General features: G+C 45.8%; 21 protein-coding genes. 12 read left to right on the forward strand and 9 right to left on the reverse strand.

Translation table 11 applies throughout. From position 1 onward, the window contains the following. The first annotated feature begins 39 nt into the window (after positions 1 to 39). On the forward strand, positions 40 to 1,053 hold the full coding sequence (trpS, locus tag FX988_RS09540) for a tryptophan--tRNA ligase (RefSeq protein ID WP_160179465.1): 1,014 nt from the start codon (positions 40 to 42) through the stop codon (positions 1,051 to 1,053). Between the two features lie 310 nt (positions 1,054 to 1,363). Here the strand turns inward: trpS and FX988_RS09545 are convergent, their stop codons facing one another. The 4 genes from FX988_RS09545 to FX988_RS09560 form a co-directional block, all read right to left on the reverse strand. Further along, entirely contained in the window at positions 1,364 to 2,377 is a 1,014-nt protein-coding gene (locus FX988_RS09545; protein ID WP_160182146.1) for an AraC family transcriptional regulator, read from the reverse strand. 164 nt (positions 2,378 to 2,541) lie between these two features. Further along, positions 2,542 to 4,302, reverse strand: coding sequence for an acyl-CoA dehydrogenase (locus tag FX988_RS09550; protein WP_160179467.1), 1,761 nt, complete (start codon positions 4,300 to 4,302; stop codon positions 2,542 to 2,544). A gap of 19 nt (positions 4,303 to 4,321) precedes the next feature. Then, positions 4,322 to 5,251, reverse strand: a complete 930-nt coding sequence (locus tag FX988_RS09555; RefSeq protein ID WP_160179469.1) for an electron transfer flavoprotein subunit alpha/FixB family protein — start codon at positions 5,249 to 5,251, stop codon at positions 4,322 to 4,324. A 25-nt stretch (positions 5,252 to 5,276) separates the two neighbouring features. Next, positions 5,277 to 6,026 (reverse strand): electron transfer flavoprotein subunit beta/FixA family protein, encoded by a 750-nt coding sequence (locus FX988_RS09560; protein WP_160179471.1) that lies wholly within the window; start codon positions 6,024 to 6,026, stop codon positions 5,277 to 5,279. A gap of 453 nt (positions 6,027 to 6,479) precedes the next feature. On the opposite strand from FX988_RS09560, the gene FX988_RS09565 reads away from it, so the two are divergent. From FX988_RS09565 to galK, 7 genes are all read left to right on the forward strand, one after another. Next, a complete protein-coding gene (locus FX988_RS09565) occupies positions 6,480 to 7,079 on the forward strand; it encodes an anthranilate synthase component II (protein WP_160182147.1) in 600 nt (199 codons plus the stop codon). Between the two features lie 80 nt (positions 7,080 to 7,159). Further along, complete coding sequence (locus FX988_RS09570; protein ID WP_160179473.1) at positions 7,160 to 8,314, forward strand: HDOD domain-containing protein; 1,155 nt, start codon at positions 7,160 to 7,162, stop codon at positions 8,312 to 8,314. 267 nt (positions 8,315 to 8,581) lie between these two features. Continuing rightward, complete coding sequence (locus FX988_RS09575; RefSeq protein ID WP_160179475.1) at positions 8,582 to 9,787, forward strand: aspartate aminotransferase family protein; 1,206 nt, start codon at positions 8,582 to 8,584, stop codon at positions 9,785 to 9,787. Between the two features lie 21 nt (positions 9,788 to 9,808). Continuing rightward, entirely contained in the window at positions 9,809 to 10,867 is a 1,059-nt protein-coding gene (gene astA / locus FX988_RS09580; RefSeq protein ID WP_160179476.1) for an arginine N-succinyltransferase, read from the forward strand. A gap of 3 nt (positions 10,868 to 10,870) precedes the next feature. Then, positions 10,871 to 12,343, forward strand: a complete 1,473-nt coding sequence (astD, locus tag FX988_RS09585; protein WP_160179478.1) for a succinylglutamate-semialdehyde dehydrogenase — start codon at positions 10,871 to 10,873, stop codon at positions 12,341 to 12,343. A gap of 189 nt (positions 12,344 to 12,532) precedes the next feature. After that, a complete protein-coding gene (locus FX988_RS09590) occupies positions 12,533 to 13,582 on the forward strand; it encodes a UDP-glucose--hexose-1-phosphate uridylyltransferase (protein ID WP_160179480.1) in 1,050 nt (349 codons plus the stop codon). Positions 13,583 to 13,586: 4 nt separating this feature from the next. After that, complete coding sequence (gene galK / locus FX988_RS09595; protein ID WP_160179482.1) at positions 13,587 to 14,756, forward strand: galactokinase; 1,170 nt, start codon at positions 13,587 to 13,589, stop codon at positions 14,754 to 14,756. A gap of 91 nt (positions 14,757 to 14,847) precedes the next feature. Here galK and FX988_RS09600 read toward each other — a convergent pair whose 3' ends face one another. From FX988_RS09600 to FX988_RS09615, 4 genes are all read right to left on the reverse strand, one after another. Beyond that, a complete protein-coding gene (locus tag FX988_RS09600; RefSeq protein ID WP_160179484.1) occupies positions 14,848 to 15,714 on the reverse strand; it encodes a DMT family transporter in 867 nt (288 codons plus the stop codon). A gap of 4 nt (positions 15,715 to 15,718) precedes the next feature. Beyond that, positions 15,719 to 17,077 carry a magnesium transporter gene (mgtE, locus tag FX988_RS09605; RefSeq protein ID WP_160179486.1) on the reverse strand — a complete coding sequence of 453 codons (1,359 nt, stop codon included), beginning with the start codon at positions 17,075 to 17,077 and terminating at the stop codon, positions 15,719 to 15,721. Positions 17,078 to 17,331: 254 nt separating this feature from the next. After that, positions 17,332 to 17,910 carry a hypothetical protein gene (locus FX988_RS09610; protein ID WP_160179488.1) on the reverse strand — a complete coding sequence of 193 codons (579 nt, stop codon included), beginning with the start codon at positions 17,908 to 17,910 and terminating at the stop codon, positions 17,332 to 17,334. A 389-nt stretch (positions 17,911 to 18,299) separates the two neighbouring features. Next, a complete protein-coding gene (locus tag FX988_RS09615; RefSeq protein ID WP_201751645.1) occupies positions 18,300 to 20,903 on the reverse strand; it encodes a S8 family serine peptidase in 2,604 nt (867 codons plus the stop codon). A gap of 399 nt (positions 20,904 to 21,302) precedes the next feature. On the opposite strand from FX988_RS09615, the gene FX988_RS09620 reads away from it, so the two are divergent. Continuing rightward, positions 21,303 to 22,511, forward strand: a complete 1,209-nt coding sequence (locus FX988_RS09620; RefSeq protein WP_160179490.1) for an ammonium transporter — start codon at positions 21,303 to 21,305, stop codon at positions 22,509 to 22,511. 55 nt (positions 22,512 to 22,566) lie between these two features. On the opposite strand, the gene FX988_RS09625 is transcribed toward FX988_RS09620, so the two are convergent. Then, on the reverse strand, positions 22,567 to 23,475 hold the full coding sequence (locus FX988_RS09625; protein WP_160179492.1) for a LysR family transcriptional regulator: 909 nt from the start codon (positions 23,473 to 23,475) through the stop codon (positions 22,567 to 22,569). A 130-nt stretch (positions 23,476 to 23,605) separates the two neighbouring features. Between FX988_RS09625 and FX988_RS09630 the strand changes: the two genes are divergently transcribed. The 3 genes from FX988_RS09630 to FX988_RS09640 are packed head-to-tail and all read left to right on the forward strand — an operon-like array spanning position 23,606 to position 26,631. Further along, positions 23,606 to 24,826, forward strand: a complete 1,221-nt coding sequence (locus FX988_RS09630; protein ID WP_007987553.1) for an acyl-CoA dehydrogenase family protein — start codon at positions 23,606 to 23,608, stop codon at positions 24,824 to 24,826. A gap of 1 nt (position 24,827) precedes the next feature. Next, complete coding sequence (locus FX988_RS09635; protein WP_160179494.1) at positions 24,828 to 25,925, forward strand: phosphotransferase family protein; 1,098 nt, start codon at positions 24,828 to 24,830, stop codon at positions 25,923 to 25,925. Position 25,926: 1 nt separating this feature from the next. Beyond that, positions 25,927 to 26,631 (forward strand): histidine phosphatase family protein, encoded by a 705-nt coding sequence (locus FX988_RS09640; RefSeq protein ID WP_160179496.1) that lies wholly within the window; start codon positions 25,927 to 25,929, stop codon positions 26,629 to 26,631. The last annotated feature ends 23 nt before the right edge of the window (positions 26,632 to 26,654 follow it).

The raw sequence follows: 26,654 nt of genomic DNA on the forward strand, positions 1-26,654 counted from the left end.
TACCCATACATTAAACACTAACAGTAGAATTCAAATCTTATGAGCAAACCAATTGTATTAAGCGGCTGCCAGCCTTCTGGACAACTTACTATCGGCAACTACATCGGCGCTCTACGTCAATGGGTTGATATGCAAGACGACAATGAATGCTTGTATATGTTGGTAGACATGCACGCCATTACAGTGCGACAAGAGCCTAAGGCGCTGCACAATGCTTGTCTTGACGGTTTAGCCTTATATGTAGCCTGTGGTATTGATCCAAACAAGAGCACTATTTTCATGCAGTCTCATGTGCCTCAGCATTCACAACTAGCGTGGATCATGAACTGCTACACCCAAATGGGTGAGCTTAATCGCATGACGCAATTTAAAGACAAATCAGCTAAAAACGTCACCAACATTAATTCAGGTTTATTCACTTACCCTGCTTTAATGGCCGCTGACATTTTACTCTATCAAGCAAAACAGGTCCCTGTCGGCGAAGATCAAAAGCAACATTTAGAGCTAACCCGTGACGTTGCGACGCGCTTCAATAATATATACGGCGATGTGTTTACTATACCTGACCCTTATATACCTGAGGTGGGCGCTCGCGTCATGAGCTTGCAAGATCCGCTGAAAAAAATGTCTAAGTCTGATGACAATCAAAACAACTTCGTTGGCCTGTTAGAAGATCCTAAAAAAATCAGTAAGAAAATAAAGCGCGCAGTGACCGACTCAGACGAACAAGCGCGTATTTACTTTGATACCGCCGAAAAGCCAGGCGTATCGAACTTATTAAGTTTGCTATCGTGTGCTACGGCTACCCCCATTGCCGATTTAGTGCCTGCGTATGAAGACAAAATGTACGGTCACCTGAAAACCGATGTAGCTGACGCCGTTGTTGCCATGCTTGAGCCGATTCAAGCTAAGTTCACTGAATTACGCCAAGACCAAACCGAATTAGACCGGATTATGGTAATAGGAGCTGAGAAAGCTCAGATGCGAGCCCAGAAAACAATAGACAAGGTCTATGAAGCGATAGGGTTTGTGGCTAACCCATTACGACGCTAATGCATTAAGCAAAGCATTGACACACTAAAAAGCAGCCTATGGCTGCTTTTTTAATGTCTGCGGTTAAATAACCGATACCTAAATTACGCAAGGTATCTTAGGTATCGGTTTGCACGCCAAGAACACCAAACTGAGAGGTTGGGGTAACAGCTCAGCATTCTATCTGTCATTCAAAATTACTGTCATCCAAATTCAGCAAATCGTTTTGAACCTTGTCAGTATGTTACAAGCTTGTGAAAAACTGTATGGCAGTTTAAGTCATTTACTAGGCGAAATAGGACATTCTTTGGCCCTGCCCATATTAAGATTATCAATGACTTTTTGATTTTCGGTAAGTACTTGGGGCCACGCCAGTCCAGCTTTTGAATGCCCGTGCAAAGGTAGCTGCTTCAGTAAATCCTAATAAACGCCCTACCTGAGATATAGGCATATCCGGCTGGCTCAGGTAATGAATGGCTTCATCACGCCTTACACTGTCTTTGAGTTCTTGGAAGCTAGTGCCTTCTTCTAAAAGCTTGCGCCTAAGGGTACGAATTGTGGTGTGCAGTTGCTCAGCGATATCAGCCATACTGATCAACGACATATCTTGCGCTGCTTCTAAATAATTAAGTACTTTTCGTGTGTACACAGGAAAATACGATTGACGTTTGAACCAGTCCAATGGGCACCGTTGTAAGTAGTCGTTCAAACTTTGTTGGCTTTGCACCACAGGTGCACTCAAAATATCATGCTCGAACTCAAAGTAATTGCTCTGTTGTTCGTAAACCACTTTGCACGGAAACATTAGACGGTATTCTTCATGATGAGCAGGCTTACCATGCATGAAGCCAATTTTTCTTAATGGGATGCGTTGACCAATCAGCCAGCTAGGAAAACGGTGCCATAAAAGCAGCAAAAAATCGATTAGCACATGCTCAGGATCTAACTCGGGTTTGTCGAGGGCAAGATAAAAACGTGCGTACTGTTCACGCTCTTCAAATTTAAGTTTGGTGGCACCAGCGACCAGATTATAAAAGCGCGTACCGCGTCGATACACTTGCCGCAAGCTTGCACTATGACTGACTTGCTTTGCCATCAGATTAAACACACCATGGCGCGAAGACTGACTACCAAAACACAAATACTCATCATCTGCACTGCGCCACACAGACTGCATTAAACGACTTAACTGCTCAGGGGTAATACGCACTTCACTATTATTCACAAGGGCTTTACTTAAGCCAGACTCAGTCAATAATCGCGTTTCATCTAGGCCAACTTCAACAGCTCTTTTCAGAATAGATTGAGCAAAATGCACTGAAATTGAATGGTGTTTATGGCGCATGAAAGTAATGGGCTCTCGGGTTAACGCAGTATGAATTGATAGCAAAGTATATCTCTTCTGTTACTCAGCTGAAATTGATATGTTGCATCGCTTCAATCACACATAGAAAAGCCCCTGCGGTTTCCCGCAGAGGCCTAATTCCAGACTGCATCAATACGCGTTAATTAAAACGCGTCTTCGGGCAGGGCCATGATGCTTTCACTGCCGGCTGTAATGGACGCTAAACATGCTTGTGTACGCACCACCATATGCTCACAAAAGAACTGAGCAGAAATCAACTTGGCATTTAAAAACTCGCTATTGCCTTGACCTGCGTCCAGCTTAGCTTTTGCTTGCATCGCACTTTTGGCCATTAACCAGCCACCACACAAATATCCGAACAACATCATAAAGTTCACACTGGCACTGCCTGCGGCGTTTTTGTCTTCAGCAGCGGTATCAAGTAACCATTGACGCGCCGCCACACCACACTCAAGTGCCGCCTGACATTGCTTGGCTGCCAAGGTAAATTGCCCACCCATGGCACTAAATTTTGCTAAATCTACGGTTATTTCATCCAGTAGTTCACCTAAAGACTGCCCTTTATTGACGAGGGTTTTACGCCCGACTAAATCCTGCGCTTGCACGCCTGTAGTGCCTTCATAAATAGTCAGTATTCTAGCGTCACGATAAAACTGCGCTGAGCCGGTTTCTTCAACAAAGCCCATGCCACCGTGAATTTGGGTGCCTAAGTAAGTCAACTCTTGAGATAGCTCAGTACACCAACCTTTAACGATTGGCGTGAACAGTTCGCTACGCGCGCTGTTACCACGGTCTATTTCCGCCGCAGCCACTAAGCACAGTGCTCGCATCGCTTCAGTAGATGACTTCATTTGCATCAACATACGGCGCACGTCAGGAAACTTCATGATGGTAAAACGACTACCGTCTTTGTTGGTGCCTTGCAAACGCTCTTTGGCATACGCTAATGCATGTTGATAAGACGCCTCAGATATGGCCAAGCCCTGTAAGCCCACACCTTGGCGGGCATGATTCATCATGGTAAACATGTACGAGAGACCTTTATGCGCCTCTCCAACCAAATATCCTTTAGCTCCTCCGTTGTCGCCAAAACTCATGACACACGTGGGGCTGCCGTGAATACCAAGTTTGTGCTCCAACGAAACACAATATGCATCGTTACGCTCAGCTGGGTTACCGTTTTCGTCTAAGTTGAATTTAGGCACGATAAACAATGAAATGCCTTTTACGCCGGCTGGTGCATCAGGTAAACGCGCCAATACCAAATGCACGATATTGTCGGTCATTTGGTGATCGCCCCAGGTTATAAAGATCTTCTGTCCGCTAATGAGGTAATGGTCGCCATTGGGCACGGCTTTGGTTTTTACCGCGGCTAAATCTGTGCCTGCATCGGGCTCGGTTAGATTCATGGTGCCCGGCCATTCACCACTGAGCATCTTAGGTAAATAAGACTGCTGTAAATGCTCACTGCCGTGATGAGAAATAGACTCTATCGCCCCTTGGCTCAACAACGGGCACAACGCAAATGCCATGTTGGCCGTGTGCCATACTTCATTTACCGCACTACCAAGCACATTAGGCAAATTCTGACCGCCAAATTCTTCAGCGCCTGTCAGTGATGCCCAGCCACCTTCAACATACTCTTGGTAAGCCTGTGCAAAACCAGCGGTTTCTTGTACACCTGGGCCACCGTCTTTTTCGATCATTTTTGGGTGTTGTAAATCACCGACCTTGTTCAATGGCGCCCACACACCACTGCCTAACTTACCCGCTTCAGATAGAATAACTGACGCCAGTTCGCTATTGATATCGTCTTGCCCCATATCTGCACAAAGGTCATCGAAATCAACTAATTCACTCAGTACAAATTCAGCATCTGCTAAAGGGTGTGTGTATTCACTCATAATTCAACTCGCTTCGATTCTATACGTTGTTGGTCAGTTCAGGGATAACATCAAACAAGTCAGCCACCAGCCCATAATCGGCAACTTGGAAAATAGGCGCTTCTTCATCTTTGTTAATAGCCACAATCACTTTTGAGTCTTTCATACCGGCAAGGTGCTGAATCGCTCCTGAGATACCAACCGCAATATACAAATCGGGCGCAACCACTTTACCCGTTTGTCCCACTTGCATATCGTTTGGCACAAAGCCCGCATCAACTGCCGCACGAGAGGCTCCAACGGCAGCTCCAAGCTTGTCAGCCAAGCTGTAAAGGATGTCAAAGTTCTCACCATTGCCCATACCGCGACCACCGGACACCACTACAGAGGCAGCTGTTAGCTCAGGCCTATCAGATTTCGCCAGTTCTTCGCGAATGAAACATGAGGTTGCGCCATCATGCGCATCACCCAGGGCTTCTACACTCGCCGAACCACCTTCAGGGCTGATTGCGTCAAACCCAGTACCACGAATCGTTAATAATTTGATGGTGTCATTAGAGGTCACAGTGGCAATTGCATTTCCTGCATAAATCGGGCGTAAGAATGTTTGCTCACTGACCACGCCTGTTACATCAGAAATTTGGTTAACATCAAGCAAGGCAGCCACACGCGGCAAATAGTTTTTACCATTTGTTGTTGCGGGGGCAAGTACGTGGCTGTAACCGCTCGCGATGCCTGTCACCAACTTCGCAATATTTTCAGCCAACTGATGTTCATAAGCCGCATTATCAGCGTGAAGTACTTTATCGACACCTGAAATAACCGACGCAGCCTCTACCACGCTTTGGCAGTTATGCCCTGCAACCAGTAATACTATATCACCACCGATTTGCTGCGCGGCAGCTAGGGTATTTAAGGTAACAGGCTTAAGTTCTTGGTTATCATGTTCTGCAACGACCAAAATTGTCATATTTATTTCTCCTATTACGTACTACTTAAAGTACCTTCGCTTCGTTTTTCAATTTTTCGACTAGCTCAGCCACCGACTCAACCTTGATCCCTGCTTGGCGCTGTGCCGGAGCACTTACACTGTCAAGGGTGATGCTGTTTCTCACTTCGACGCCCAAGTCAGCGGGCGTTTTCACTTCTAGCGGCTTGCGCTTAGCTTTCATAATATTTGGTAACGATGCATAACGCGGCTCGTTAAGACGTAAATCTGTAGTGATAATTGCAGGCATATTTAGCTCTAACGTTTGTAAACCGCCGTCAATTTCACGTGTAACCTGTACTTTGTCGCCGTTCACTTTGACCTCAGATGCGAAGGTTGCTTGAGGTTGGTCAAGTAACGCCGCTAGCATTTGACCCGTTTGGTTATTGTCAGAATCAATAGACTGCTTACCTAAAATCACAAGCCCTGGCTGTTCTTCATCTACCACAGCTTTTAACAATTTACTGATACTAAGTGCATCAGCTGATGTATCAAGTTCAATTTGAATACCGCGATCAGCACCCAAAGCAAGCGCCGTTCTTATTTGCTCTTGGCACGCTTTAGCGCCTATAGATACCACTACCACTTCACTCGCTACACCGGCTTCTTTTAGGCGTACCGCTTCTTCAACAGCAATTTCACAAAAAGGATTCATGGCCATTTTGACGTTCGTTAAGTCCACATCGCTATTATCTGCTTTAACGCGCACCTTAACGTTGTAATCAATGACACGTTTTACTGCTACTAGTATTTTCATATTCGTCTCACTCTGTTTGTGACCAGTCAGGATATAACCAGCGTGCAGCACTCTGCACTATCTGAAATTAACATAGGGATCTTATGCATTAAGTGTGGCGTGCATTAGCTTATTCAACAAGATCGAAAAAAGTCTAACAATTAGCATAAAAGGACAATAAACTCAGCTTTCACGCTGATATAACAGTATTTAAGAAAGGTAAGAACTGCACCGTATCTCATGCTAGCTAGGAATTAAACGCCTAACTCGGTAATTTGCCAAAAAAATGAAAATTAACTTAAAGGGTCTCTATTACAGGAGAGGTGAAAACGCTGTGTATACCTAGCAATACAGCTAAAATCGCTATCGTGAAACACAAAGCCACAGCAAATCCCAATGAAATGTTTTACAATCCGCCAAATTTTCAATCTGAGCCTCAAAAAGAGCGGCTCACGCTTTAGGCTATCAATTGTTTTGCTGCTGATCATCGATAACTACGACTCATTTACCCATAATCTTGCCCGCTATTTTGTCACGCTAGGCCAAGTAGTAAAGGTCGTGCGTAATGATCATATAACCTGCGAACAAATTGCCGAGTTAGCCCCAGACTATTTAGTGTTTTCCCCTGGCCCCTGCACACCTAACGAATCAGGTGTCACCCTTGGCGCCATTGAACAATTTTCAGGCGTTATCCCTATGCTTGGCGTGTGTCTCGGTCATCAGGCAATAGCACAAGTGTTTGGTGCTAATATAATACGGGCGCGCAACATTAAACACGGTAAAACGTCTTACGTGACTCACGATAACAGCGGCTTATTTAATGCTATTCCAACGCCATTTATCGCGACTCGCTACCATTCACTGCTTGTTGAAGAGCAAGGGTTACCAGAGAGTTTAAAGGTGACAGCCTGGTGTGATGAAATTCCTGGTGAGCGGGAGATTATGGCGATTGAGCATCGCTCATTAGCCGTGTACGGGGTGCAATTTCATCCTGAGTCATTACTCAGTACCTGCGGTATGCAAATATTGGCTAACTTTCTAACCGTATCAGCAGATAAAATAATATTGGCGTAGAAAATTGGCGTAAAAATAAGGCACAATTCACACTTAGCTCCTACATTTAGATAATAAAATCAAGGCTTTCGAAACTGTTAATGACATCACCTGCTACCCACACGCCCATAGTTGAGACTCGCTTCAAGCAATTGTTTATCGATTTAAAAGCCGCTAAACAGCAATTGGCTGATGAAAACGCGCCACCTATTGCAAAAGAAGTGGTGCCAACACGAGAGCTACTTGCCGTTGAAAAGCAGGCCAGAGAAGACAAGAAACTCTCGCAAGAAAAAGAAGACAACCGAATCGAAAGTGTAGCGGCGAAATTACATCAAGAGATTGAGCTAAAACTCAGCGAGGCCCTAAGCGATCCAGAATTTATCATCACCAAAGTGCTGGCCATTGACATGGCGCTCCCTAAAATTCTTGATTTACTCGCGGTAAAAGCGTGCACTGTCTCGCGTCTTGAAGTATTAGCCACCGAAGTTCCCTGGTTATATAAAGACCTATCAAAGATGATTAATTCCGCCAAATACCGGCGGCGTGACAGCAAAGGCAAAATCATCAGCGCTGAGACATTGCGTGTTGCATTAACTTTTTTCGGTATTGAAAATTTAAAAATGGTGGTACCGTTTTTACTGATCCGTCGGCATTTACCGCAAATAACTGACCCATACCCGCATATAAAAAGACGGATATGGGAGCAGTCGATTGCAACTGCCATGTCCGGTAAACGACTAGCACCTTTTTACCAATTAGACGAAAACCAAGCTTTTACCGCAGGCATGCTACAGAATTTAGGACCAATCGCGGTGATTAAATTGTATTTTCGCTTATTTGATCAAATTCAATTAAGTGCGCTTAAAGAGGCAGAAGATACGCTGAAGCATCAACGCCACAGCGCGTTAACAAAAGTTGAGCCATCTGGCGAGATACTCCTTTCTTTACTTGATAAATACGCTGCAAAAGCCACTGCGGATATTGTCGACGGTCTAGGGTTCACTCGTTTACCATTAAGTGGCGCATTTACCGAATTAGCACAAGCCGAGCCCTCAGCCTCACCTCTTCCCTTGGTTAAAGTACTTAAGCAAAGTAACGCCTATGGGAAGTACCGGATACTGAAATTTCATGAGCTCGTTAGCAATGATGAAGCGAAGGATTATTTACGCCAATTCGCCTTTCCAATGGGTTCATTAGAATCATTAAAAACCACAGATATGCGCTCAATTGGCTTAGAAAGCGATAATTCAGAATAAAAACCAAAAAAATCTATAGATATTCATGCAAGTTAGCGCAAGACCTTTGCTTGTTTCTAGGTCAACGCATGTGGCGCTAAGCACATACACAGCGAAAGATATTAGCTATTCGCTAGATTAAATACTTATTCACTATTCCTGCAAGTTCACTCAAACCCTTTAAAAATAAGGGTTTAGCTAGGTTTTCCATGCAGACAAGCCCGATTTAATCTGAAATAATAGTTGTCTATTTTATGCCCTAGGCGATTAAGTTTGGAGACAATCTACATGCAAGTGACCCGCGAATTATTTAACGAAGTAATGGTTCCTAATTACAATCCTGCCGAGATCATTCCGGTACGTGGTTTAGGTGCGCGAGTATGGGATCAAGCAGGTAACGAATATATTGATTTCGCTGGCGGCATCGCAGTAAACGTTTTAGGCCATTGTCACCCTGACTTAGTGGCCGTATTAAAAGAGCAAGGTGAGAAACTTTGGCACTTAAGTAACGTGCTAACGAATGAACCAGTATTACGTTTAGCTAAAAAACTGACTGACGCCACTTTCGCTGAAAAGGTCTACTTCGCTAACTCTGGGGCTGAAGCAAATGAAGCTGCCTTGAAACTAGCACGTCGTTTCGCCCTTGATAACTACGGCCCACAAAAAGACCAAATTATCTCGTTCAAGCAAGGCTTTCACGGACGCACATTCTTTACCGTTACCGTAGGTGGTCAAGCAGCTTATTCTGACGGCTTCGGCCCCAAGCCAGGTGCCATTGAGCATGTTGATTACAACGATTTAAGCGCCCTTGAAGCGGTCATGTCTGAACGTACGTGCGCCGTTATGATGGAACCCCTTCAAGGTGAAGGCGGTATCATTAGCCCGACACAATCATTTGTACAGGGTGTTCGTGACTTGTGCGATAAGCATAACGCTTTGCTTATTTTTGACGAAGTGCAATCAGGTGTTGGACGTACCGGTGAACTATATGCCTACATGGGCTTAGGCGTTACGCCTGACATTTTGACCTCTGCAAAAGCGTTAGGCGGTGGTTTCCCCATTGGCGCTATGCTTACTACAACGGCAATCGCAGCCCATTTGAAAGTAGGTACCCATGGCAGCACATACGGCGGTAACCCACTGGCGTGCGCTGTCGCTGAAAAAGTATTAGATATCGTCAATACCCCAGAAGTATTGAACGGTGTAAAACAAAAAGAGCAACAATTCCGCGAAGGCTTGAATGCCATTAACGCCAAATACAATGTGTTTGATGAAATTCGTGGCCAAGGTTTATTGTTGGGCTGTGCTTTGAATGAAAAATTCCAAGGCCGAGCGCGTGACTTCCTTGTGGCCAGTGCGAATGAAAAGCTCATGTGTTTGGTAGCCGGTGCAAACGTGGTGCGTTTCGCCCCTTCATTGATCCTGACCGATACAGATATTCAGGAAGGATTAGCTCGTTTTGAGCGTGCTGTGGCCGCTGTTGTAAACGCCTAACCCTATTTTGAGATAGCGAACATGAATATTATTCGCCCTATTAAGCACAGCGATTATGCTGTGCTGCATGATATCGCCGTTGAATCAGGTATTGGGTTTACCTCATTACCTGTGAACGAAACCTTATTAAAAAGTAAGATTTTAGATTCGGAAACGGCGTTTCAAGCAGACATTAGCCAACCTGGTAACGAAAGCTACTTGTTCGTTATGGAAGATACCAACTCAGGACAAGTGGTAGGCACCAGTGGTATCGCTTCAAGCGTTGGTCTTGATGATGCATTTTATCATTACCATTTAAGCAAAGTGGTTCATGCTTCTCGCGAGCTCGATATCTACAACACAGCCGAGATACTAACCTTGTGTAACGATTACACTGGCGTCTCGGAGATTTGCACTCTATTTCTGCGTGAATCAGCAAGACAAGGCAATAATGGGCGATTTCTGTCCAAAGTGCGCTTCTTGTTTATGATGGAACACAAAGAACGATTTGCTGAAACTGTCATTGCTGAAATGCGTGGCATTAGCGATGAATCAGGAAAGTCTCCCTTCTGGCAGTGGCTAGAAGAACACTTCTTCTCGATGGACTTTCCAACCGCAGATTATTTAACCGGTATTGGTCAGAAACAATTTATTGCAGAGTTAATGCCCAAGTACCCCATTTATGTCAGTTTACTCAGCAAAGAAGCACAAGCTGTCATAGGTAAAGTACACGACAAAACCAAACCCGCATTAAGATTGTTAGAAAGCGAAGGTTTCAGCTGCAGAGGGTATGTTGATATTTTCGATGCAGGCCCCACAGTAGAAGCGAATCTAGCGCATATTCGAACTGCTCAGGCAAGTCGAAAACTAGCGGTTAAAATTGATGACCCATTAGCGGCCAAATATGACGAACACGGTGCAATTTCAGAAACTGAATATTTCGTAATTAATACCAAAATTACTGATTTTAGAGCGATTGCAACATCAATTAAAATCGATGAAGCAAACGAGCGGGCCATTATTTCTAAGGTCGATGCAGACCATCTTGGCATTCAAGATGGTGAGTTTATTCGCTTCGCTCCGACAACATTTAAGGTGTAACGTATGACACAACAGACCCATTTTATTGCCGGCCAATGGCATGCAGGCCAAGGCCACGCGATTGAATCTATCGACCCTGCCAAGAAAAACCAAATTTGGCAAGCCAAATCAGCTTCGACTGAGCAAGTAAATCAAGCCGTTACCAGTGCCCGTGAGGCAACTGTTGCATGGGCAGCCTTATCATTCGAGGAGCGTCTGGCTTACGTAAAACGTTTCGGTGAGCTATTAGCTGAAAACAAAGATATGTTAGCCCTAACCATCGCGCAAGAAACGGGTAAGCCGTTATGGGAAACCGCTACCGAAGTGGGTGCCATGATGGGAAAGATAGGAATTTCAGAACGCGCTTATCAAGAGCGAACAGGTTTAGTTGAAAACCCCATGCCGGTAGGTAAAGCGTTTATTCGCCATAAACCACACGGTGTTGTGGCGGTATTCGGCCCGTATAACTTTCCCGGCCACTTGCCTAATGGTCATATTGTGCCGGCGTTATTAGCCGGTAACTGCATTGTATTTAAACCCAGTGATCTGACGCCATTAGTGGCTGAAAAAACGGTTCAGCTTTGGGAAAAAGCCGGCTTGCCAACTGGTGTATTAAACTTAGTGCAAGGTGAAGTAGAAACGGGCAAAGCGCTAGCCGCTCATCCGGATTTAGACGGTTTGTTTTTCACTGGCAGTTCTCGTACCGGTAAAATTTTGCATGAACAGTATGCTGGGCATCCTGGCAAAATTTTAGCCTTAGAAATGGGCGGCAATAATCCGCTAATCGTCAAGGATGTGAGTGATATTGATGCTGCAGTACACGATATTATTCAATCGGCTTTCGTTACCTCTGGCCAGCGCTGCACGTGCGCACGTAAACTCTTTTTAGAGAGCAACGCCCAAGGTGATGCCATTTTAGCCCGTTTGATTGAGGTGACCAAAAACATCAAAGTGGGCGATTACGACGCCGAAGAACAACCGTTCATGGGGGCGATGATTTCTAAAAATGCCGCCAATGCGATGGTCAACGCTCAACAACAGTTATTGGATTTAGGCGCAAGCTCTTTGGTCGAACTTAAACATCTTGATACTGAATCAGGCTTTGTCAGTCCAGGTATTATCGATGTCACGGCCATGGTGGAGAAAATGCCTGACGAAGAGCATTTTGGCCCCTTGTTAAAAGTCGTGCGTTTTGACGATTTCGATCGGGCAATTTCACTAGGGAATAATACCAAATTCGGTTTATCTGCAGGTTTGTTATCGGATAGCGAAGACTTGTACCAGCATTTCTATCAGCGCATTCGCGCAGGGATCGTCAATTGGAACCGCCCGATTACCGGTGCAAGCGGTGCCGCGCCTTTTGGTGGTGTAGGTGAGAGCGGTAACCACAGAGCAAGTGCATATTACGCTGCTGATTACTGTGCCTACCCTGTTGCGTCAGTAGAGCTTGAAAAAGTCGCTTTACCGGGTACGTTGAATCCTGGGCTACAATTTTAACGCCTACATTTAATAAGCCTCACCGTAAGGCTTAGTGAAAACACAGAGTAAAAAGCCTGCATTGCAGGCTTTTTTGCTTTCTAGGCTAACAAAATACCGAATTAGGGGTGACAGAACTTGGATTAGCACTTAAAATCCATTAGTAATATAATAGTATTAATTAACTGCTTATTAACATGGTGTGTCTTAATGTCTAAATTCGATCCCGTAGATCACTCTCATCGTCGCCGCAACCCACTGACTAATGATTGGGTGCTTGTGTCACCACACAGAGCTAAGCGCCCTTGGCAAGGTCAGGTAGAAAAACCACAACAAAATGACAGCGCAGCGCATGATCCTAGCTGTTATTTGTGTGCGGGAAATACCCGCATAAACGGTGAAGTTAACCCAGAGTACCAAGGTACTTTTGTATTCACTAACGATTTCGCAGCACTCATGAATGACACACCCGCTTCAGAGCAAGAAAACGATGACTTATTCACAGTAGAAGCGGCAAGAGGTACCAGCCGTGTTATTTGTTTTTCCCCTGCGCACAATAAATCACTACCAGAATTATCTCTTCCTGCACTTGAGAATGTAGTACAAACCTGGCGCGACCAAGTGGCAGAGCTATCGAAAGATTATGCTTGGGTTCAAGTGTTTGAAAATAAAGGTGCAGCTATGGGCTGCTCTAATCCCCACCCTCACGGACAAGTTTGGGCCAACGATTTTATTCCCAATGAAGTACGCAAAGCAGACGTCAATCAGCGTGCCTATTTCGATAAACATGGCAGTTCATTGCTGCTCGATTACGCGCAAAAAGAGTCTGCCAGTGGCGAACGCACCGTGGTTGAAACCGACCACTGGATTGCGGTAGTCCCTTATTGGGCGGCGTGGCCATTTGAAACCTTACTTATGCCTAAATTCAACTGCGCGCGTTTTGATGAAATGAATGATGCACAACAAGCCGATTTAGCCGTTGCCCTGAAAAAATTAACCAGTCGCTACGATAACTTGTTCCAGTGTTCTTTCCCCTACTCTATGGGATGGCATGGTGCACCGCACAATTCTGACGTGACAGAACATTGGCAGTTGCACGCACATTTTTACCCGCCATTGTTACGTTCCGCCACGGTACGAAAATTTATGGTCGGTTATGAAATGATGGCAGAGCCTCAACGGGATTTAACACCAGAACAAGCAGCACAAAAACTACAAGCGCTTAGCGATGTACATTACAACGAATCGAACGGAGCCTAAGGCAATGAAAATCATCTCTCAACAAGCCATTGACGATCTCAATGCCACCTATCAACAGGTCTTTCAGAGCGCACCAGCGCGCCACTTTCAAGCACCTGGAAGAGTGAATTTAATCGGTGAACATACCGACTATAACGATGGTTTCGTTTTGCCTTGCGCTATCAATTATCAAACATTGGTTGCCGTCACGCCAAGAGAAGACGATCTCGTGCGCGTTGTAGCCGCTGATTACGACAACGAGCAGGATGAGTTTTCATTAAGCGATACCATCGAACCACACCCAACTCAGCTATGGAGTAATTATATTCGTGGCGTGATTAAACACCTTCAACTGCGCGGGTTGCAGTTAAAAGGTGTCGATATGGTGGTGACGGGTAACGTACCTCAAGGTGCTGGGCTCAGCTCTTCTGCGTCGCTTGAAGTGGCAATCGGTGAAACTTTTCGTCAGTTGTTCGACTTACCATTGACGTCAGCGGATGTGGCATTGAATGGCCAAGAAGCTGAAAACCAATTTGTGGGCTGCAACTGCGGCATTATGGATCAAATGGTCAGTGCTTGTGGTGCACAAAATAACGCCTTGTTACTCGATTGCCGTTCACTGGAAACACAACTTATTTCTATGCCGAAAGAGCTAGATGTGGTGATTATCAACTCCAACGTCAAACGTGGATTGGTAGACAGTGAGTACAACACCCGTCGCGAGCAATGTGAAGAAGCCGCTAGCATTCTCGGGCTTAAAGCATTGCGAGATATTAGTTTAACAGACTTACAAGCTCAGAAAGACAAGTTGTCAGACGTAGTCTATCGCCGAGCTCATCATGTGGTTTCTGACAGCGAGCGTACTTTACAAGCCGCTGACGCCTTGCGTGCTGGTGATGCAAAAACCCTCTCTCGTTTGATGGCTGAATCTCATGCATCCATGCGAGACGATTTTGAAATAACGGTTAAACCCATCGACTTTATTGTCGCCACTCTTGCTGAATATCTAGGGGAGCATGGTGGTGTACGCATGACAGGTGGTGGTTTTGGTGGCTGTATCGTAGCCCTTATGCCTAGAGAAATGGTTGCCGGTGCCCAGCAACTGATTGCTGAGCGCTACCAAGCTGAAACGGGTTACCAAGAAACCTTCTATGTGTGCTGCGCAAGTGACGGCGCTGGCGAAGTGCGTTTCTAAACATTAGCCTATTGGCGAGCATTGGAAAGGTAGTGGCTATTGTGGATAGCTGACTACCTTTTTTTATGCCTGATTTTGGACCCTTAGCGCATTAGACTTTGCGCTTCTTACCCACAATAACTAACAGCATGCCGCCTAAAATCGCGAACGATGAAAGCAGCAGGTGAGTGGTGATTGGCTCTGCGACTAAAATCACACCACCAAATGCCGCGATAATCGGTACGCTAAGCTGACACACCGCCGCTATGCTACTATCCAACTTAGGCAACACTTGATACCAAATCGCGTAGCCTACTCCTGACGCCAACACACCGGAGGCTAGTGCGTAAAGGACCCCTTCAAAGGTCAGATTAGCGCTAGATATAAACGCCAACATTAAGACTAGCCCGAAGGGCAAGCAACGAATGAAGTTTGCTCCGGTGGTTTCAAGGGCATGAGTCGTTTTAGCGCCCGCCAAGCTGTACATGCCCCAAGCAACCCCTGCTAAGGCCATCACCAATAAACCAACCACACTGGGTGAGGACAATTCAGGTAACACAAAATAGCCAAATCCAAGAAGAGATATTACCACTCCAGCACTCGCCATCCCATTCATACGATGTCCTGAAAGTCTGGCCACCAGCAGCATAGTAAATTGTACAGCAGCAAATAGAATCAACGCTCCCGTGGCAGTAGGCAAGGTTACATAAGCATAAGAAAACCCCGCTGCGTAGGCAAATAAATACCCAGCTTGTCGCCAACTTCCATAGCTATTCAAGGTTTTGATACTGGTTACACTGGCCGGTGATTTGACCAGCATAATCAAGCCAAGCACCAGAGCTGCCGATGCTAATCTAATCCCTGTGAAACTCATAGGGTCCATATTTTGTTCGTCCAACGCGAGACGGCAAAACACTGAATTAGCCGCAAAAGCCACTAAAGTAATAAACGTTAAAGAAACGACAGAGAACACAGACATATTTTTATAGTAACAACCAGGTTGCGGTACCTAAAAAGGCAAAAATTCCCACCACGTCGGTAATAGTGGTCAGAATGACACTACCAGCGAGCGCAGGATCGATATTCATTTTTTTCATCATCACAGGTAGCATGGCACCAGCCAATCCAGCCGCTAGCATATTGACCATCATAGCAAAGGCAATCACCCCACCGAGCATGACGTCCTGCTTCCACATGGCAATAACGGACGCAATCAAAACGGCCCAAATCACCCCGTTGAAGAAGCCAATAGCAAGCTCTTTACCAATTAACCAACGTGCATTACTGCCGCTCACATGACCCAACGCCATCCCCCGTATCACCAAGGTCAAGGTTTGATTCCCTGCTGCTCCGCCCATACTGGGCACTATGGTATTTAAAATCGCCAAGACAGCTAGCTGACTCAGTGTTGCTTCAAACATGTCGCTCACGGCAGCTGCCATCAATGCGGTAAGTAAATTTACACCCAGCCATACAGACCGCTTCTTGGTACTTTTAATTACAGGCGCAAAGGTATCTTCTTCATCGTCAAGACCAGCCATACTCATCATAGAGTGCTCAGCGCCTTCGCGAATAATATCAACAACGTCATCAATGGTAATACGACCAACAAGGCAGTTGTCTTTGTCCACCACGGGGGCAGATAGCCAATCATAACGTTCGAATAGGCTGGCTACTTCATTCTCGTGCATATCAACAGGCACGGCGACTGAATCTTGGGTCATTAACTTTTCGACCTTCACCGCCGGGCGTGCAGTCAGCAACTCGGTCACTGGAACACTACCGATAAGCTCATCATTACGATTTACCACATAGAAGGTATCTGTACCTTTGGGAATATTCCCCTTAAGGCGTAAATAACGCAGGATCACGTCAACGGTCACTTCTGGGCGCAAGGTGATGGTATCGGTGTTCATAATGAAACCGGCTGTATCTTCACCATAGGAAAGGGCTTGTTCTGCGCGCTGCCTATCCTGCTCATCCATAGAGCTTAAGGCATCTTGTGAAACAGCCTCAGGCAAACCAGATAAGGTTTCCACCAAATCATCTGTGTCCATGTCTTCTAGTGCGTCAGCTAGAATTTCGGGGACCATTTGGCGGATAATTCCGTTACGTACATCTTCAGACAGATCTTCGAGAACGTCACTGTATTGATCAGGTTCGATTAACTGCCATATTTCAGAACGCGTGCGGCTGCGACTAGACTCCAACAGTAACGCCACATCACAAGGAGGCATGGTACTGAGGCTCTCGCGCACTTGCACAATCATGCCGTCGTTTAAAGCCTCGTTAATTTCTTCGAATTGATTGCTAAGTTTTTTTGCTTCTTGAGAATCAGGCATACAATTATTTACCTAGATAACGTGGGCTTAACATCTTGATTTAAGGCTTATATTCTAAAGGATGCGTAGCCTGATAGCAGTATTAAAATTGTCCTTTTTTGATTTAACTGCAAGACGCTTCATTCACTAATCTAGCACACTCAGTCAACAGTCTCTGTCGGGGTGCTACAAAGTTGCCGAAAGAACATCTATTCACAAGTGAAATGTAAACTGGACTTTAAAGTACCAAGTTAAGAATGAGCGCAGCAACTTTCTTACAAGTGATAAATAGTTTGAGGAGTATTTACCTGCCACCGCGCTTTTCCTGCGCTGAACATCACGACAACAGCTAGGCCATGATTTGGTTCGTCAAGGTGCTGATATGCCACGACTGCTTTTGCGCGACAGCGCTGATACGCATATGAAAATGCGCGAAGCTCTAATGAATGCACCAGTGCCAGATAATTTGGTATTAGCCAAGCAAAAGCATCCATAAGCCAAGGATCTTGATTGAGTTTTTCATCGAGCCCGAAAGGAAACTCGCCTTTCAGTTCACATATACCATTAGATACCGTTAAGCTAAATTGTGCAGGCTGAGAATGATTAGCCATGCCCTCTATGCGCTCAACGAGGATTTCAAGATGCGTTTCAATGCGCGCCAGTAAGCGCTCAGTTTCTTCACGCATATAGTAATCTAAATCGGTAAGCGCTTGGTATCGCTCGCTTGGCGTATTAACCGTTAGTCGCGGCAGTAACTGTGCTAAGACTGCAGCCGTGCCCATCTTGGGTTTTGCCGGATACGTAACGCGCTGGCGCTGCGTTTCAGTCAATTGTATATGGGTAAAACCTATCATGTAGACACCTTGTACTTAATCGAGCTGGGTTGGAATGAGATAAGAAAGCTCTTACCTCCACACATCATCCCACACCTCAGCAGACACTGTGCCAACAGTTTAATTAACTTAGTAATCAATAAGTTAAAAGAACGCTCGGCTGAGATAAGTACAATATCAATAAAGCGTCATTTTTCTGACTGACGCGCGGCTGTGCACTGCAATTAAGTTTACTCACTACTTGAACTTACCAAACAAACGCTGCGTCATTCATAAACGGCGTCATTTACACGCTGCGTCATTTACACGCTGCGCAATACACACCCTAGGCAATAAAAAAGCCGAGCTAGATTGAATCTACACTCGGCTTCGTGGGCACCTCAATGGTAGAGGCACTCGTGCTAACCTACCTATGGACGCTCAATTACAAGTCTGAAATAAACCACGTTGTCTAGATCGTTGTCCCCCGACCAAATCCAGTTTGCACCATTAGCGCCATTTAAGCGATTCACTCGCCAGCGCCATGGTTGCGCACCGTACGCGCCATAAGCAGTCGCGTTGCTCCATGTACTATCGTCAAAATCTTGGGTATTCCAGCCCTCACTTGCTTGGGTTGCAATTTTCCAGTCGCTATCACTGACGATAATCCCCTGCTCGGTTTCAATCTTGGCAATGAGCGCTGCAACACCGTCTACATCTTGCGCTTTCACAGCCAGCACATTGCGACCAGGCACCAACTCTACTGTATAAGATTTTGCGTACTGCCAATTGGTGGACGACCCTAAAAATACACCGTTAAAATAGGTATCTTCAAAATTATCAACCGAAATAGTGATAGTCGCCGTTTCTGTAATAACCGGCGCCGGTGCTATAGATAGCGTCAATTCCTGATGAGCTTGTGCCCCCGTGGAATCCTTGGCCTCAACAGTAAAGGTAAACTCCCCCGCCACACTAGGCGTACCTGCTAACTTGCCGCTTTGCCCGTTTAGTTCAAGACCACTAGGTAAATTACCGCTTACAAGTGTCCAAGTGAAAGACTCACTGCCGCCACTGGCCGTCAAGTCGGCTGAATACGGTTGACCAACCTCGCCCTCTACAATAGTCGTGGTGTTAATCACGACAGGCTCAGGTGCGGGCTCGCTACTGGCTGTAATGTGATAACGAAAATACACAGTATTATCATCGTAGCGTTCATCTGACCAAAGCCATTGCGCTTGGCTGTTGCTAGGCCAACCTGATACTTTTTTATACCATGGCCATACGCCGTAATATCCATAACTACTGGCCGCTTGCCACTGGCTGTCATCAAATGCAGTTTGTTGCCAGCCATCTACAAATTCAGTAGAGACTTTCCAATTTTCATCGCTGTAAAGTGCTTGCCCTTCTAGTTCAAGCTCGGCGATGAGCGCCGCTAACCCGTCAACGTCCATGGCTTTAACCGCCAAAACGTTGTTTTTCTGGGTTACGTTGACGTTATATAATTTGCTACTTTTCCAGTTATCAGAACCGCCCAATAATACACCATTAAAATACAGCTCTTCTGCGTTATCAACGCTGATGCGGATACTCAACTGTTGGTCTATTTCAGGCTCTGGCGTTAAGTTTCCAGCTGCCGCCCCAAGCGCGATCCGCCCGAAGGTTAGCGAGCCAGAGTCAATCGCTTTCGCTGTGTTTAAAAGCGCGCTTAAGATTTGTGTGTTATCAGGGGCATTATCAAGAGAGGCCAGCGCAGCAAATGCACCCGCCACATGAGGGGCAGCCATTGACGTACCCTGAGCTGATGAGTAGGAGCCGCCAGGAACAGAAGATTGAATGCTTGTGCCTGGGGCAAGCAAGGTTAAAAAGTCGGCTTTATTGGTAAACCAAGCGACACCGTCGCTATCTGTTGTGGCCCCTACGCTAATGGCATGACTTACGCAACCGGGGGCACTGATTTTATTGCTGTAGCCATTGTTACCAGAGGCGATGACCACCGCAATACCGGCATCATTTAACTTACTCACAGCACTGGCATAACTGCGATTGGCTGAATCACACGCCTCGTGACTTAGGTAACCGCCGGAGCCTAAGCTTAGATTGACCGAGGGAATAGCATAGCTATGGCGTAAAGCATAAACGCGTTCTAAGCCTTGAATAACATCTGAATCATAGGCTCCTAAACAGGGCGGGCTGCCGCTACAGTAGTTGCTGTCTAAAATTTTCGAGAACACTTGAATAGCAATTATGTCGGCATCTTTAGCCACACCATGCAAATTTTCGCTATTGCCAGCCGCAATACCCGCCACGTGAGTACCATGATAGCAACCGCTGAAATCACAAGCTCGCGCGGCACCTTGGGCTATTTCATCATTGTTACCACTAGGACAGACAGATTCTGAGAAACCTGAACTTCTATTGGTTGAGAAGCAGGCTTCAGACACCACTTTGCCAGCCAGAAAAGGGTGATTTGACTCCACACCCGAATCAAGAACCGCTAGCGTTTTCCCAGCACCTGATGCGCCTATAGCATAAGCATCACCACTGCCAATGATAGCAGTGCTTTGCAACAGCGAAGGCTGGCGAATTTCGTCTATCTGAATACTCTTAACCTGATTGGCTTTTTCTAGTACAGATAAAGAGGCCATATCAATGTCGTAGACCACCATGGGTAAATGGGTAAAGCTGTGTTTGAGTAAGGCCCCAGATTGACTCATGGTGGTGTGCAAACTCGCTTGAGCATTGGCAATCGCTTGGAGTGTGTTAGGCTCACTCAATGCTTGGGTTGTACTTGAAGAAGCGCTGTTCGTTTGACCGACGGCCCTAAGGTCATTCGCATCAGTGTCTAACTCCACTATGACTCTTAACGAATTATTTTTCTGTAGTTGTTCAACCATCAACTGACGCTGTTTGGCATCAAGCACTGTGTTTTGCGTCCCTACCTCCGTTAACGTTATCGCAGTACTATTGGCGGTAATGAGCATACATAAGCAACCCACAAAGTAACTTGTGAATCGATTCAAAAGATCATTTTTCATGATTTGTCTCGCAAAGCAGTAAACACTTATCTTACGCTATAGGTGTTGTTAAGATCGGGGATGTAAGGTATCGAAATTCAGACTATCGAATAACATCCTATTTAGGCTATCCATGGCAGAATTCACGATTAACTAAGTAATACACAGTACGATGAATTCACAACTAACCTTTAGTTTTAAACACAATGTTAAATATGCATGAGCTATGTGCTTTCGTTCTATATGTGAAATGCACACTTTTCATTACGCAGGGTATGATTCTGACAGAGCAAGGCTTAGAGGGATATAAAAGGCAGACTTTAACGAGCAAAATTACATTTAAAATAGCCGTTAAAGATAAAGAAACGCGTTTAAAATTTACCTTTATGTAACATTAACCGACACACAGAGATATAACACATGCAAGATGTCACAAGCGCCACCGAGCTACTGGTGCAAAGTTCAAATACGTATTTTTTACTCATTGGTGCGATCATGGTTTTTGCCATGCACGCAGGCTTTGCTTTTTTGGAAGTGGGCACGGTTCGCCACAAAAATCAGGTTAACGCGTTAGTCAAAATTATCACCGATTTCGGTGTTTCTTGTGTGGCTTACTTTTTCATTGGTTATTGGGTCGCCTACGATACGACTTTTTACAGTAGCGCTAGCGAACTGACCGCAAATAACGGCTATGACTTAGTTAAATTCTTTTTCTTAATGACTTTTGCCGCGGCAATTCCTGCGATTATTTCAGGCGGTATTGCTGAGCGCGCAAAATTCAACCCCTTTTTGTTGGCTTCGGCGATTATTGTCGCCTTAGTTTACCCCTTCTTCGAGGGCATAGTATGGAACGGCAATTACGGCATACAAGACTGGATAGAACAAACCACTGGCGCGCCGTTTCACGATTTTGCCGGCTCTGTGGTTGTGCACGGTGTTGGCGGCTGGCTGGCATTAGTAGCCGTGTTTTTCTTGGGCCTGCGTAACGGCAGAGTAAAAGACAAAAAACTGATCGCATTTGCGCCGTCTAACATTCCCTTTTTAGCCTTGGGTACGTGGATCCTGTGCATTGGCTGGTTCGGTTTTAATGTTATGTCGGCGCAAACACTTGATGGCATCAGTGGCTTGGTTGCGATGAATTCCTTAATGGCGATGGCTGGGGGGATTATTTCCTCCTGGTTGTTCGGCAAAAATGACCCAGGCTTTGTGCACAATGGGCCGTTAGCTGGGCTAGTGGCTATTTGCGCAGGCTCAGATGTAGTGCATCCCATAGGTGCACTAGTGATCGGCGTGGTTGCGGGCTGGTTGTTCGTTACCTTATTTACCTTTATTCAACGCAGTAAAAAGCTCGATGATGTATTGGGCGTATGGCCATTACATGGCCTTTGCGGCGCGTGGGGCGGTATTGCTGCTGGTATTTTCGGTAGCGAAAGCATGGGTGGCTTAGGGGGTGTAAATTTAGTCGCTCAAGTTATAGGGACGTTTGGCGGTATTCTAGTGGCGATTATCGGCGGCGTTATTGTTTACGGGGCGATTCAAATGGTTGTGGGATTACGCTTAACCGAAGAAGAAGAATACAACGGTGCTGATTTAACCATTCATCGTATCGGCTCAACCAACGACGATTAATCACCCCACTTAATTAGCCTCGCCTTTACTCTAGGGGCGAGGTATTTACTTTCGCCTACCTCACAAATATCCCGTCAAATAAGGCTCGTAACCAGGTTAATGCGGAATCCTGTTCGGTGTTTTTATGCCAATACATGTGAGTAGAAATGGGGGCGATACTAATGGGTAAATCAAATAGCACCACGTCATCCTGACGTAAATGCTCTGCCAACCTGCGTGGTACTGTTAATAAGTTATCGGAATTAGCCGCCATACTTTTTGCCGAGTAATAGTTCTGACAGCGGATCACAACCTTACGGGACAATCCTTGCTGCTGAAACAATAGATCTTCGACCGATGCCCCACTCGAGCGATTTGATACACCAATGTGCCCAGCAGCAAAATAAGCGTCTGTGCTCATGCTCTCAGTAAGCGGGTGTTCGTTGCGCATCAATACACAGAAGTCATCATCGATTAATTTTTGATGCAGTACAGGTGATTTTATCGGTAAAGCCACGTCTAATGCTAAATCCATGTGCCCAGCACTTAAGTCTCGCGTCAGCGTCACTCGGTCTACTTTTACGCTAGAAAAGGTTACGTTCGGAGCAAGCGACGCTAATCGAGTTGTTAACGCAGGCAAAATGCTCGGCTCTAGTGCGTAATGCATACCTATTCTAAAATGATGTTCACTGGTTAACGGTTGAAACTCCCCCCAGTGCTGCATGATTTGGCGTAATCGCGTGAGGTTATCAATGATCAACGGTGCCATTCTCTGGCAGGCTGGCGTGGGCAACATGCGATTGTTACTGCGCTGAAACAACGGATCCCCAAGGCATTCGCGCAAACGCTTGATAGAGTGACTGACCGCCGATGGTGTGATGTGTAGCGCATCAGCAGTACGTGTCATATTTTGCTCTACATATAGACTTTCAAACACTTTGAGCAAGTTTAAATCGAGTTTTTTAAGGGCGTGCATGTCTGCCATAGTATGCCTTCAACACAATGAATATAATTCATAGTATACCTGTACTATTTTTCATTTCATTCAATTTAAAAAGAGCGCTATGCTGGCTCTACATTCACGAAATATTACTAATATATAGCAGGGGAAAGTCATGGATTTTGCACATAGCGAGAAAACACAAGATTATATCGCACGCGTCAAAGCCTTTATGGATGAACACGTGTACCCAGTGGAGGAGCAAATCTATCGCGAAACCGAGGAGCTCAACCCGACTGGCGATTGGACCAAATGGCAAATGCACCCCATGATTGAACCACTAAAGAAGAAAGCCCAAGAAGCAGGATTATGGAACCTGTTCTTACCGGATGACAAATTAGGCAAAGGGTTAACAACCCTGGAATATGCTCCCCTTGCCGAGGAAATGGGCCGAGTTTTATTTGCTTCTGAAATATTCAACTGTAATGCCCCTGATACCGGCAACATGGAAGTGCTTTATCATTTCGGTAACCAGCAGCAGCAAGACAAATGGTTGAAGCCTTTACTGGCTGGCGAAATTCGCTCTGTATTCGGTATGACTGAGCCCGACGTGGCCTCATCAGATGCCACAAACATGCAAGCTACCGTTGAAGTTGACGGCGATGAACTAGTGCTTAATGGCAAGAAGTGGTGGTCAACCGGATTAGGTCATCCAAATGCAAAAGTCACCATTTTTATGGCCTTGTCTAATCCTGAAAACGACAAGCATAGCCAACACAGCATGGTCATTGTGCCTCTTGACACCCCAGGTATTGAGATTAAGCGCATGCTCAGTGCTTACGGTGATTTTGATGCCCCATCGGGTCATGGCGAAATGCATTTTACCAACGTACGTGTTCCTAAAGAAAACTTACTTGTAGGATTAGGGAAAGGCTTTGCCATCGCTCAGGGCCGCTTAGGGCCAGGGCGTATTCATCACTGCATGCGCTCAATTGGCGGTGCAGAAAAAGCGTTAGAACTCGCGATGAAACGTAGCTTAAGTCGTACTGCATTTGGTAAACCCTTAATCAAGCTAGGCGGCAATGGCGAGCGAATCGCACAAGCGCGTATTGCAATTCATCAGGCGCGTCTGATGACCTTGCACGCGGCATGGAAAATTGATGAAGTGGGAGTAAAAAATGCCATGACTGAAATTTCTGCCATAAAGGTCGCTGTCCCTAAAATGCTGCAAGACGTCGTGGATATGGCGGTGCAACTCCATGGTGGAGCGGGTATGAGCAGTGATTTCCCGTTGGCACGCTTTGCTGCGGGTGCCAGAGCCCTGCGTTTAGCTGATGGCCCAGATGAAGTGCATATGGGTATGGTGACCCGCTTAGAACTAAAGAAATACAGTTAATATGAGCACAACTGAAAGCCCACAGACCGCGATCGATCAGGCCGGCTCGGTTCGCCAAGGCGAGGAGCTCAACCTTGAGACTCTTAGCCCTTGGCTTGCCAAGCACATCAGCGGATTGCACGGACAGCCGAAAGTCACCCAGTATGCAGGTGGTGCGTCCAACTGGACCTACTGCTTGGCTTTCAGCAATCCCAATGGCACCGATACTGAAGTGATTTTACGCAGAGGACCAGCCGGTACAAAGGCCAAAGGTGCTCACGATATGGGGCGAGAATACCGCCTACAAGCAGCCTTGAAGCCCGTCTATCAATACGTCCCTGACATGCTGGCTCACTGTGAAGATGAATCAGTGATTGGCGCTGAGTTTTACGTGATGGAGAAACTCAATGGCATCATACCGCGCAAAAACTTACCTAGAGATTTTAGCTTAAGCGCATCTGACACTCGTCAGCTATGTCAAAACGCCCTCGATAGCCTTATTGAATTGCATAAAGTCGATTATCAAGCGGCGCAACTCTCTCATATTGCCAAAGGCAGTGGTTACACGCAGCGGCAAATAGATGGCTGGGTAGGGCGCTATCAAAAAGCCCGTACTTGGAATGTCCCTAAAGCACATTACGTCAGTGACTGGCTTTTAGATAACATGCCAGCGGATGAACATATTTGTTTGACCCATAATGACTTTCGTTTTGATAATCTGGTGCTAGATGCCCAGTCTCCTACTGAGATTATTGGGGTACTAGACTGGGAACTAGCTACGTTAGGCGACCCACTTATGGATCTGGGAAATAGTTTAGCCTACTGGGTACAGGCAGATGATGACAAACTCGCGAAGTCGACTCGTCGCCAACCGACCCATTTACCAGGCATGTATACACGCCGTGAAGTCATCGATTATTACCTCGATAAAACCGGCTTTAACGTCGATAACTTTGCGTTTTATGAAGTGTATGGCTTGTATAGACTCGCCGCGATCGCTCAACAAATTTATTATCGCTATCATCACAAGCAAACCAATAACCCTGCGTTTAAAAATATTTGGTTCTTCGTGCATTATTTGATGTGGCAATGCCGCAAAGCGATAAAAGGAAAACGCTAGCATGACCTGTATTTACCTTATTCGTCATGGACAAGCATCATTTGGCAAAGACGATTACGATTGTTTATCTAGCTTAGGTGAGCAGCAAGCCATTCATTTGGGTGCCGATTTTCAGCGCAGAGGCATCATATTCGACAAAGTATTTCGTGGCAGTATGTTACGCCACCAGCAAACCGCTAAAGGTTGCTTGCACGCTATGGGAGCTGATGAGTCCATTGTCGAAAATACAACCGTTGACGCCCACTGGAACGAATATGACCACCAAGATATCTTAGCCCAGCTCAAGCCCGACTTTGCAACGCCTGCGGGTGTAAAGCAGTATTTGATGCAGCATAAGGATCCTAACTTGGCACTGCATAACGTGATTGAAGAAGCTTTTTCTCGCTGGATGAGCAACGACTTTTCACATCAGTACACAGAGTCGTGGGTGGCATACCAAAGTCGGATTGAACTAGCCTTAAAAAAGGTAATCAACCAAAGTGATAATGCTAAACATATAGCGGTATTTAGCTCAGGAGGGCCGATTGCAATACTGAGCCAGACGCTGTTAAACATACCGGCGAGCAATTTAATGAAGGTTAACTGGACTTTGGTAAACGCCGGCGTCACAAAAATTATTCACTCAAAAAAAGGCCTAGTGTTATCTAGCCTTAATGATCATTCTGCATTTGAAGGCAAACACCGCCACCTCATTACATATAAATAATGATCCCAAGCAGAAAGCGAAAA

The organism is Paraglaciecola mesophila (assembly GCF_009906955.1).
In the GTDB taxonomy this organism is placed as follows: domain Bacteria; phylum Pseudomonadota; class Gammaproteobacteria; order Enterobacterales; family Alteromonadaceae; genus Paraglaciecola; species Paraglaciecola mesophila_A.

What these genes read in the sequence shown, in the direction of transcription:
- trpS (WP_160179465.1), top strand. Translation starts at nt 40, where the DNA reads ATGAGCAAACCAATTGTATTAAGCGGCTGCCAGCCTTCTGGACAACTT.
- FX988_RS09545 (WP_160182146.1), bottom strand. Translation starts at nt 2,377, where the DNA reads ATGCGCCATAAACACCATTCAATTTCAGTGCATTTTGCTCAATCTATT.
- FX988_RS09550 (WP_160179467.1), bottom strand. Translation starts at nt 4,302, where the DNA reads ATGAGTGAATACACACACCCTTTAGCAGATGCTGAATTTGTACTGAGT.
- FX988_RS09555 (WP_160179469.1), bottom strand. Translation starts at nt 5,251, where the DNA reads ATGACAATTTTGGTCGTTGCAGAACATGATAACCAAGAACTTAAGCCT.
- FX988_RS09560 (WP_160179471.1), bottom strand. Translation starts at nt 6,026, where the DNA reads ATGAAAATACTAGTAGCAGTAAAACGTGTCATTGATTACAACGTTAAG.
- FX988_RS09570 (WP_160179473.1), top strand. Translation starts at nt 7,160, where the DNA reads ATGACATCACCTGCTACCCACACGCCCATAGTTGAGACTCGCTTCAAG.
- FX988_RS09575 (WP_160179475.1), top strand. Translation starts at nt 8,582, where the DNA reads ATGCAAGTGACCCGCGAATTATTTAACGAAGTAATGGTTCCTAATTAC.
- astA (WP_160179476.1), top strand. Translation starts at nt 9,809, where the DNA reads ATGAATATTATTCGCCCTATTAAGCACAGCGATTATGCTGTGCTGCAT.
- astD (WP_160179478.1), top strand. Translation starts at nt 10,871, where the DNA reads ATGACACAACAGACCCATTTTATTGCCGGCCAATGGCATGCAGGCCAA.
- FX988_RS09590 (WP_160179480.1), top strand. Translation starts at nt 12,533, where the DNA reads ATGTCTAAATTCGATCCCGTAGATCACTCTCATCGTCGCCGCAACCCA.
- galK (WP_160179482.1), top strand. Translation starts at nt 13,587, where the DNA reads ATGAAAATCATCTCTCAACAAGCCATTGACGATCTCAATGCCACCTAT.
- FX988_RS09600 (WP_160179484.1), bottom strand. Translation starts at nt 15,714, where the DNA reads ATGTCTGTGTTCTCTGTCGTTTCTTTAACGTTTATTACTTTAGTGGCT.
- mgtE (WP_160179486.1), bottom strand. Translation starts at nt 17,077, where the DNA reads ATGCCTGATTCTCAAGAAGCAAAAAAACTTAGCAATCAATTCGAAGAA.
- FX988_RS09610 (WP_160179488.1), bottom strand. Translation starts at nt 17,910, where the DNA reads ATGATAGGTTTTACCCATATACAATTGACTGAAACGCAGCGCCAGCGC.
- FX988_RS09615 (WP_201751645.1), bottom strand. Translation starts at nt 20,903, where the DNA reads ATGAAAAATGATCTTTTGAATCGATTCACAAGTTACTTTGTGGGTTGC.
- FX988_RS09620 (WP_160179490.1), top strand. Translation starts at nt 21,303, where the DNA reads ATGCAAGATGTCACAAGCGCCACCGAGCTACTGGTGCAAAGTTCAAAT.
- FX988_RS09625 (WP_160179492.1), bottom strand. Translation starts at nt 23,475, where the DNA reads ATGGCAGACATGCACGCCCTTAAAAAACTCGATTTAAACTTGCTCAAA.
- FX988_RS09630 (WP_007987553.1), top strand. Translation starts at nt 23,606, where the DNA reads ATGGATTTTGCACATAGCGAGAAAACACAAGATTATATCGCACGCGTC.
- FX988_RS09635 (WP_160179494.1), top strand. Translation starts at nt 24,828, where the DNA reads ATGAGCACAACTGAAAGCCCACAGACCGCGATCGATCAGGCCGGCTCG.
- FX988_RS09640 (WP_160179496.1), top strand. Translation starts at nt 25,927, where the DNA reads ATGACCTGTATTTACCTTATTCGTCATGGACAAGCATCATTTGGCAAA.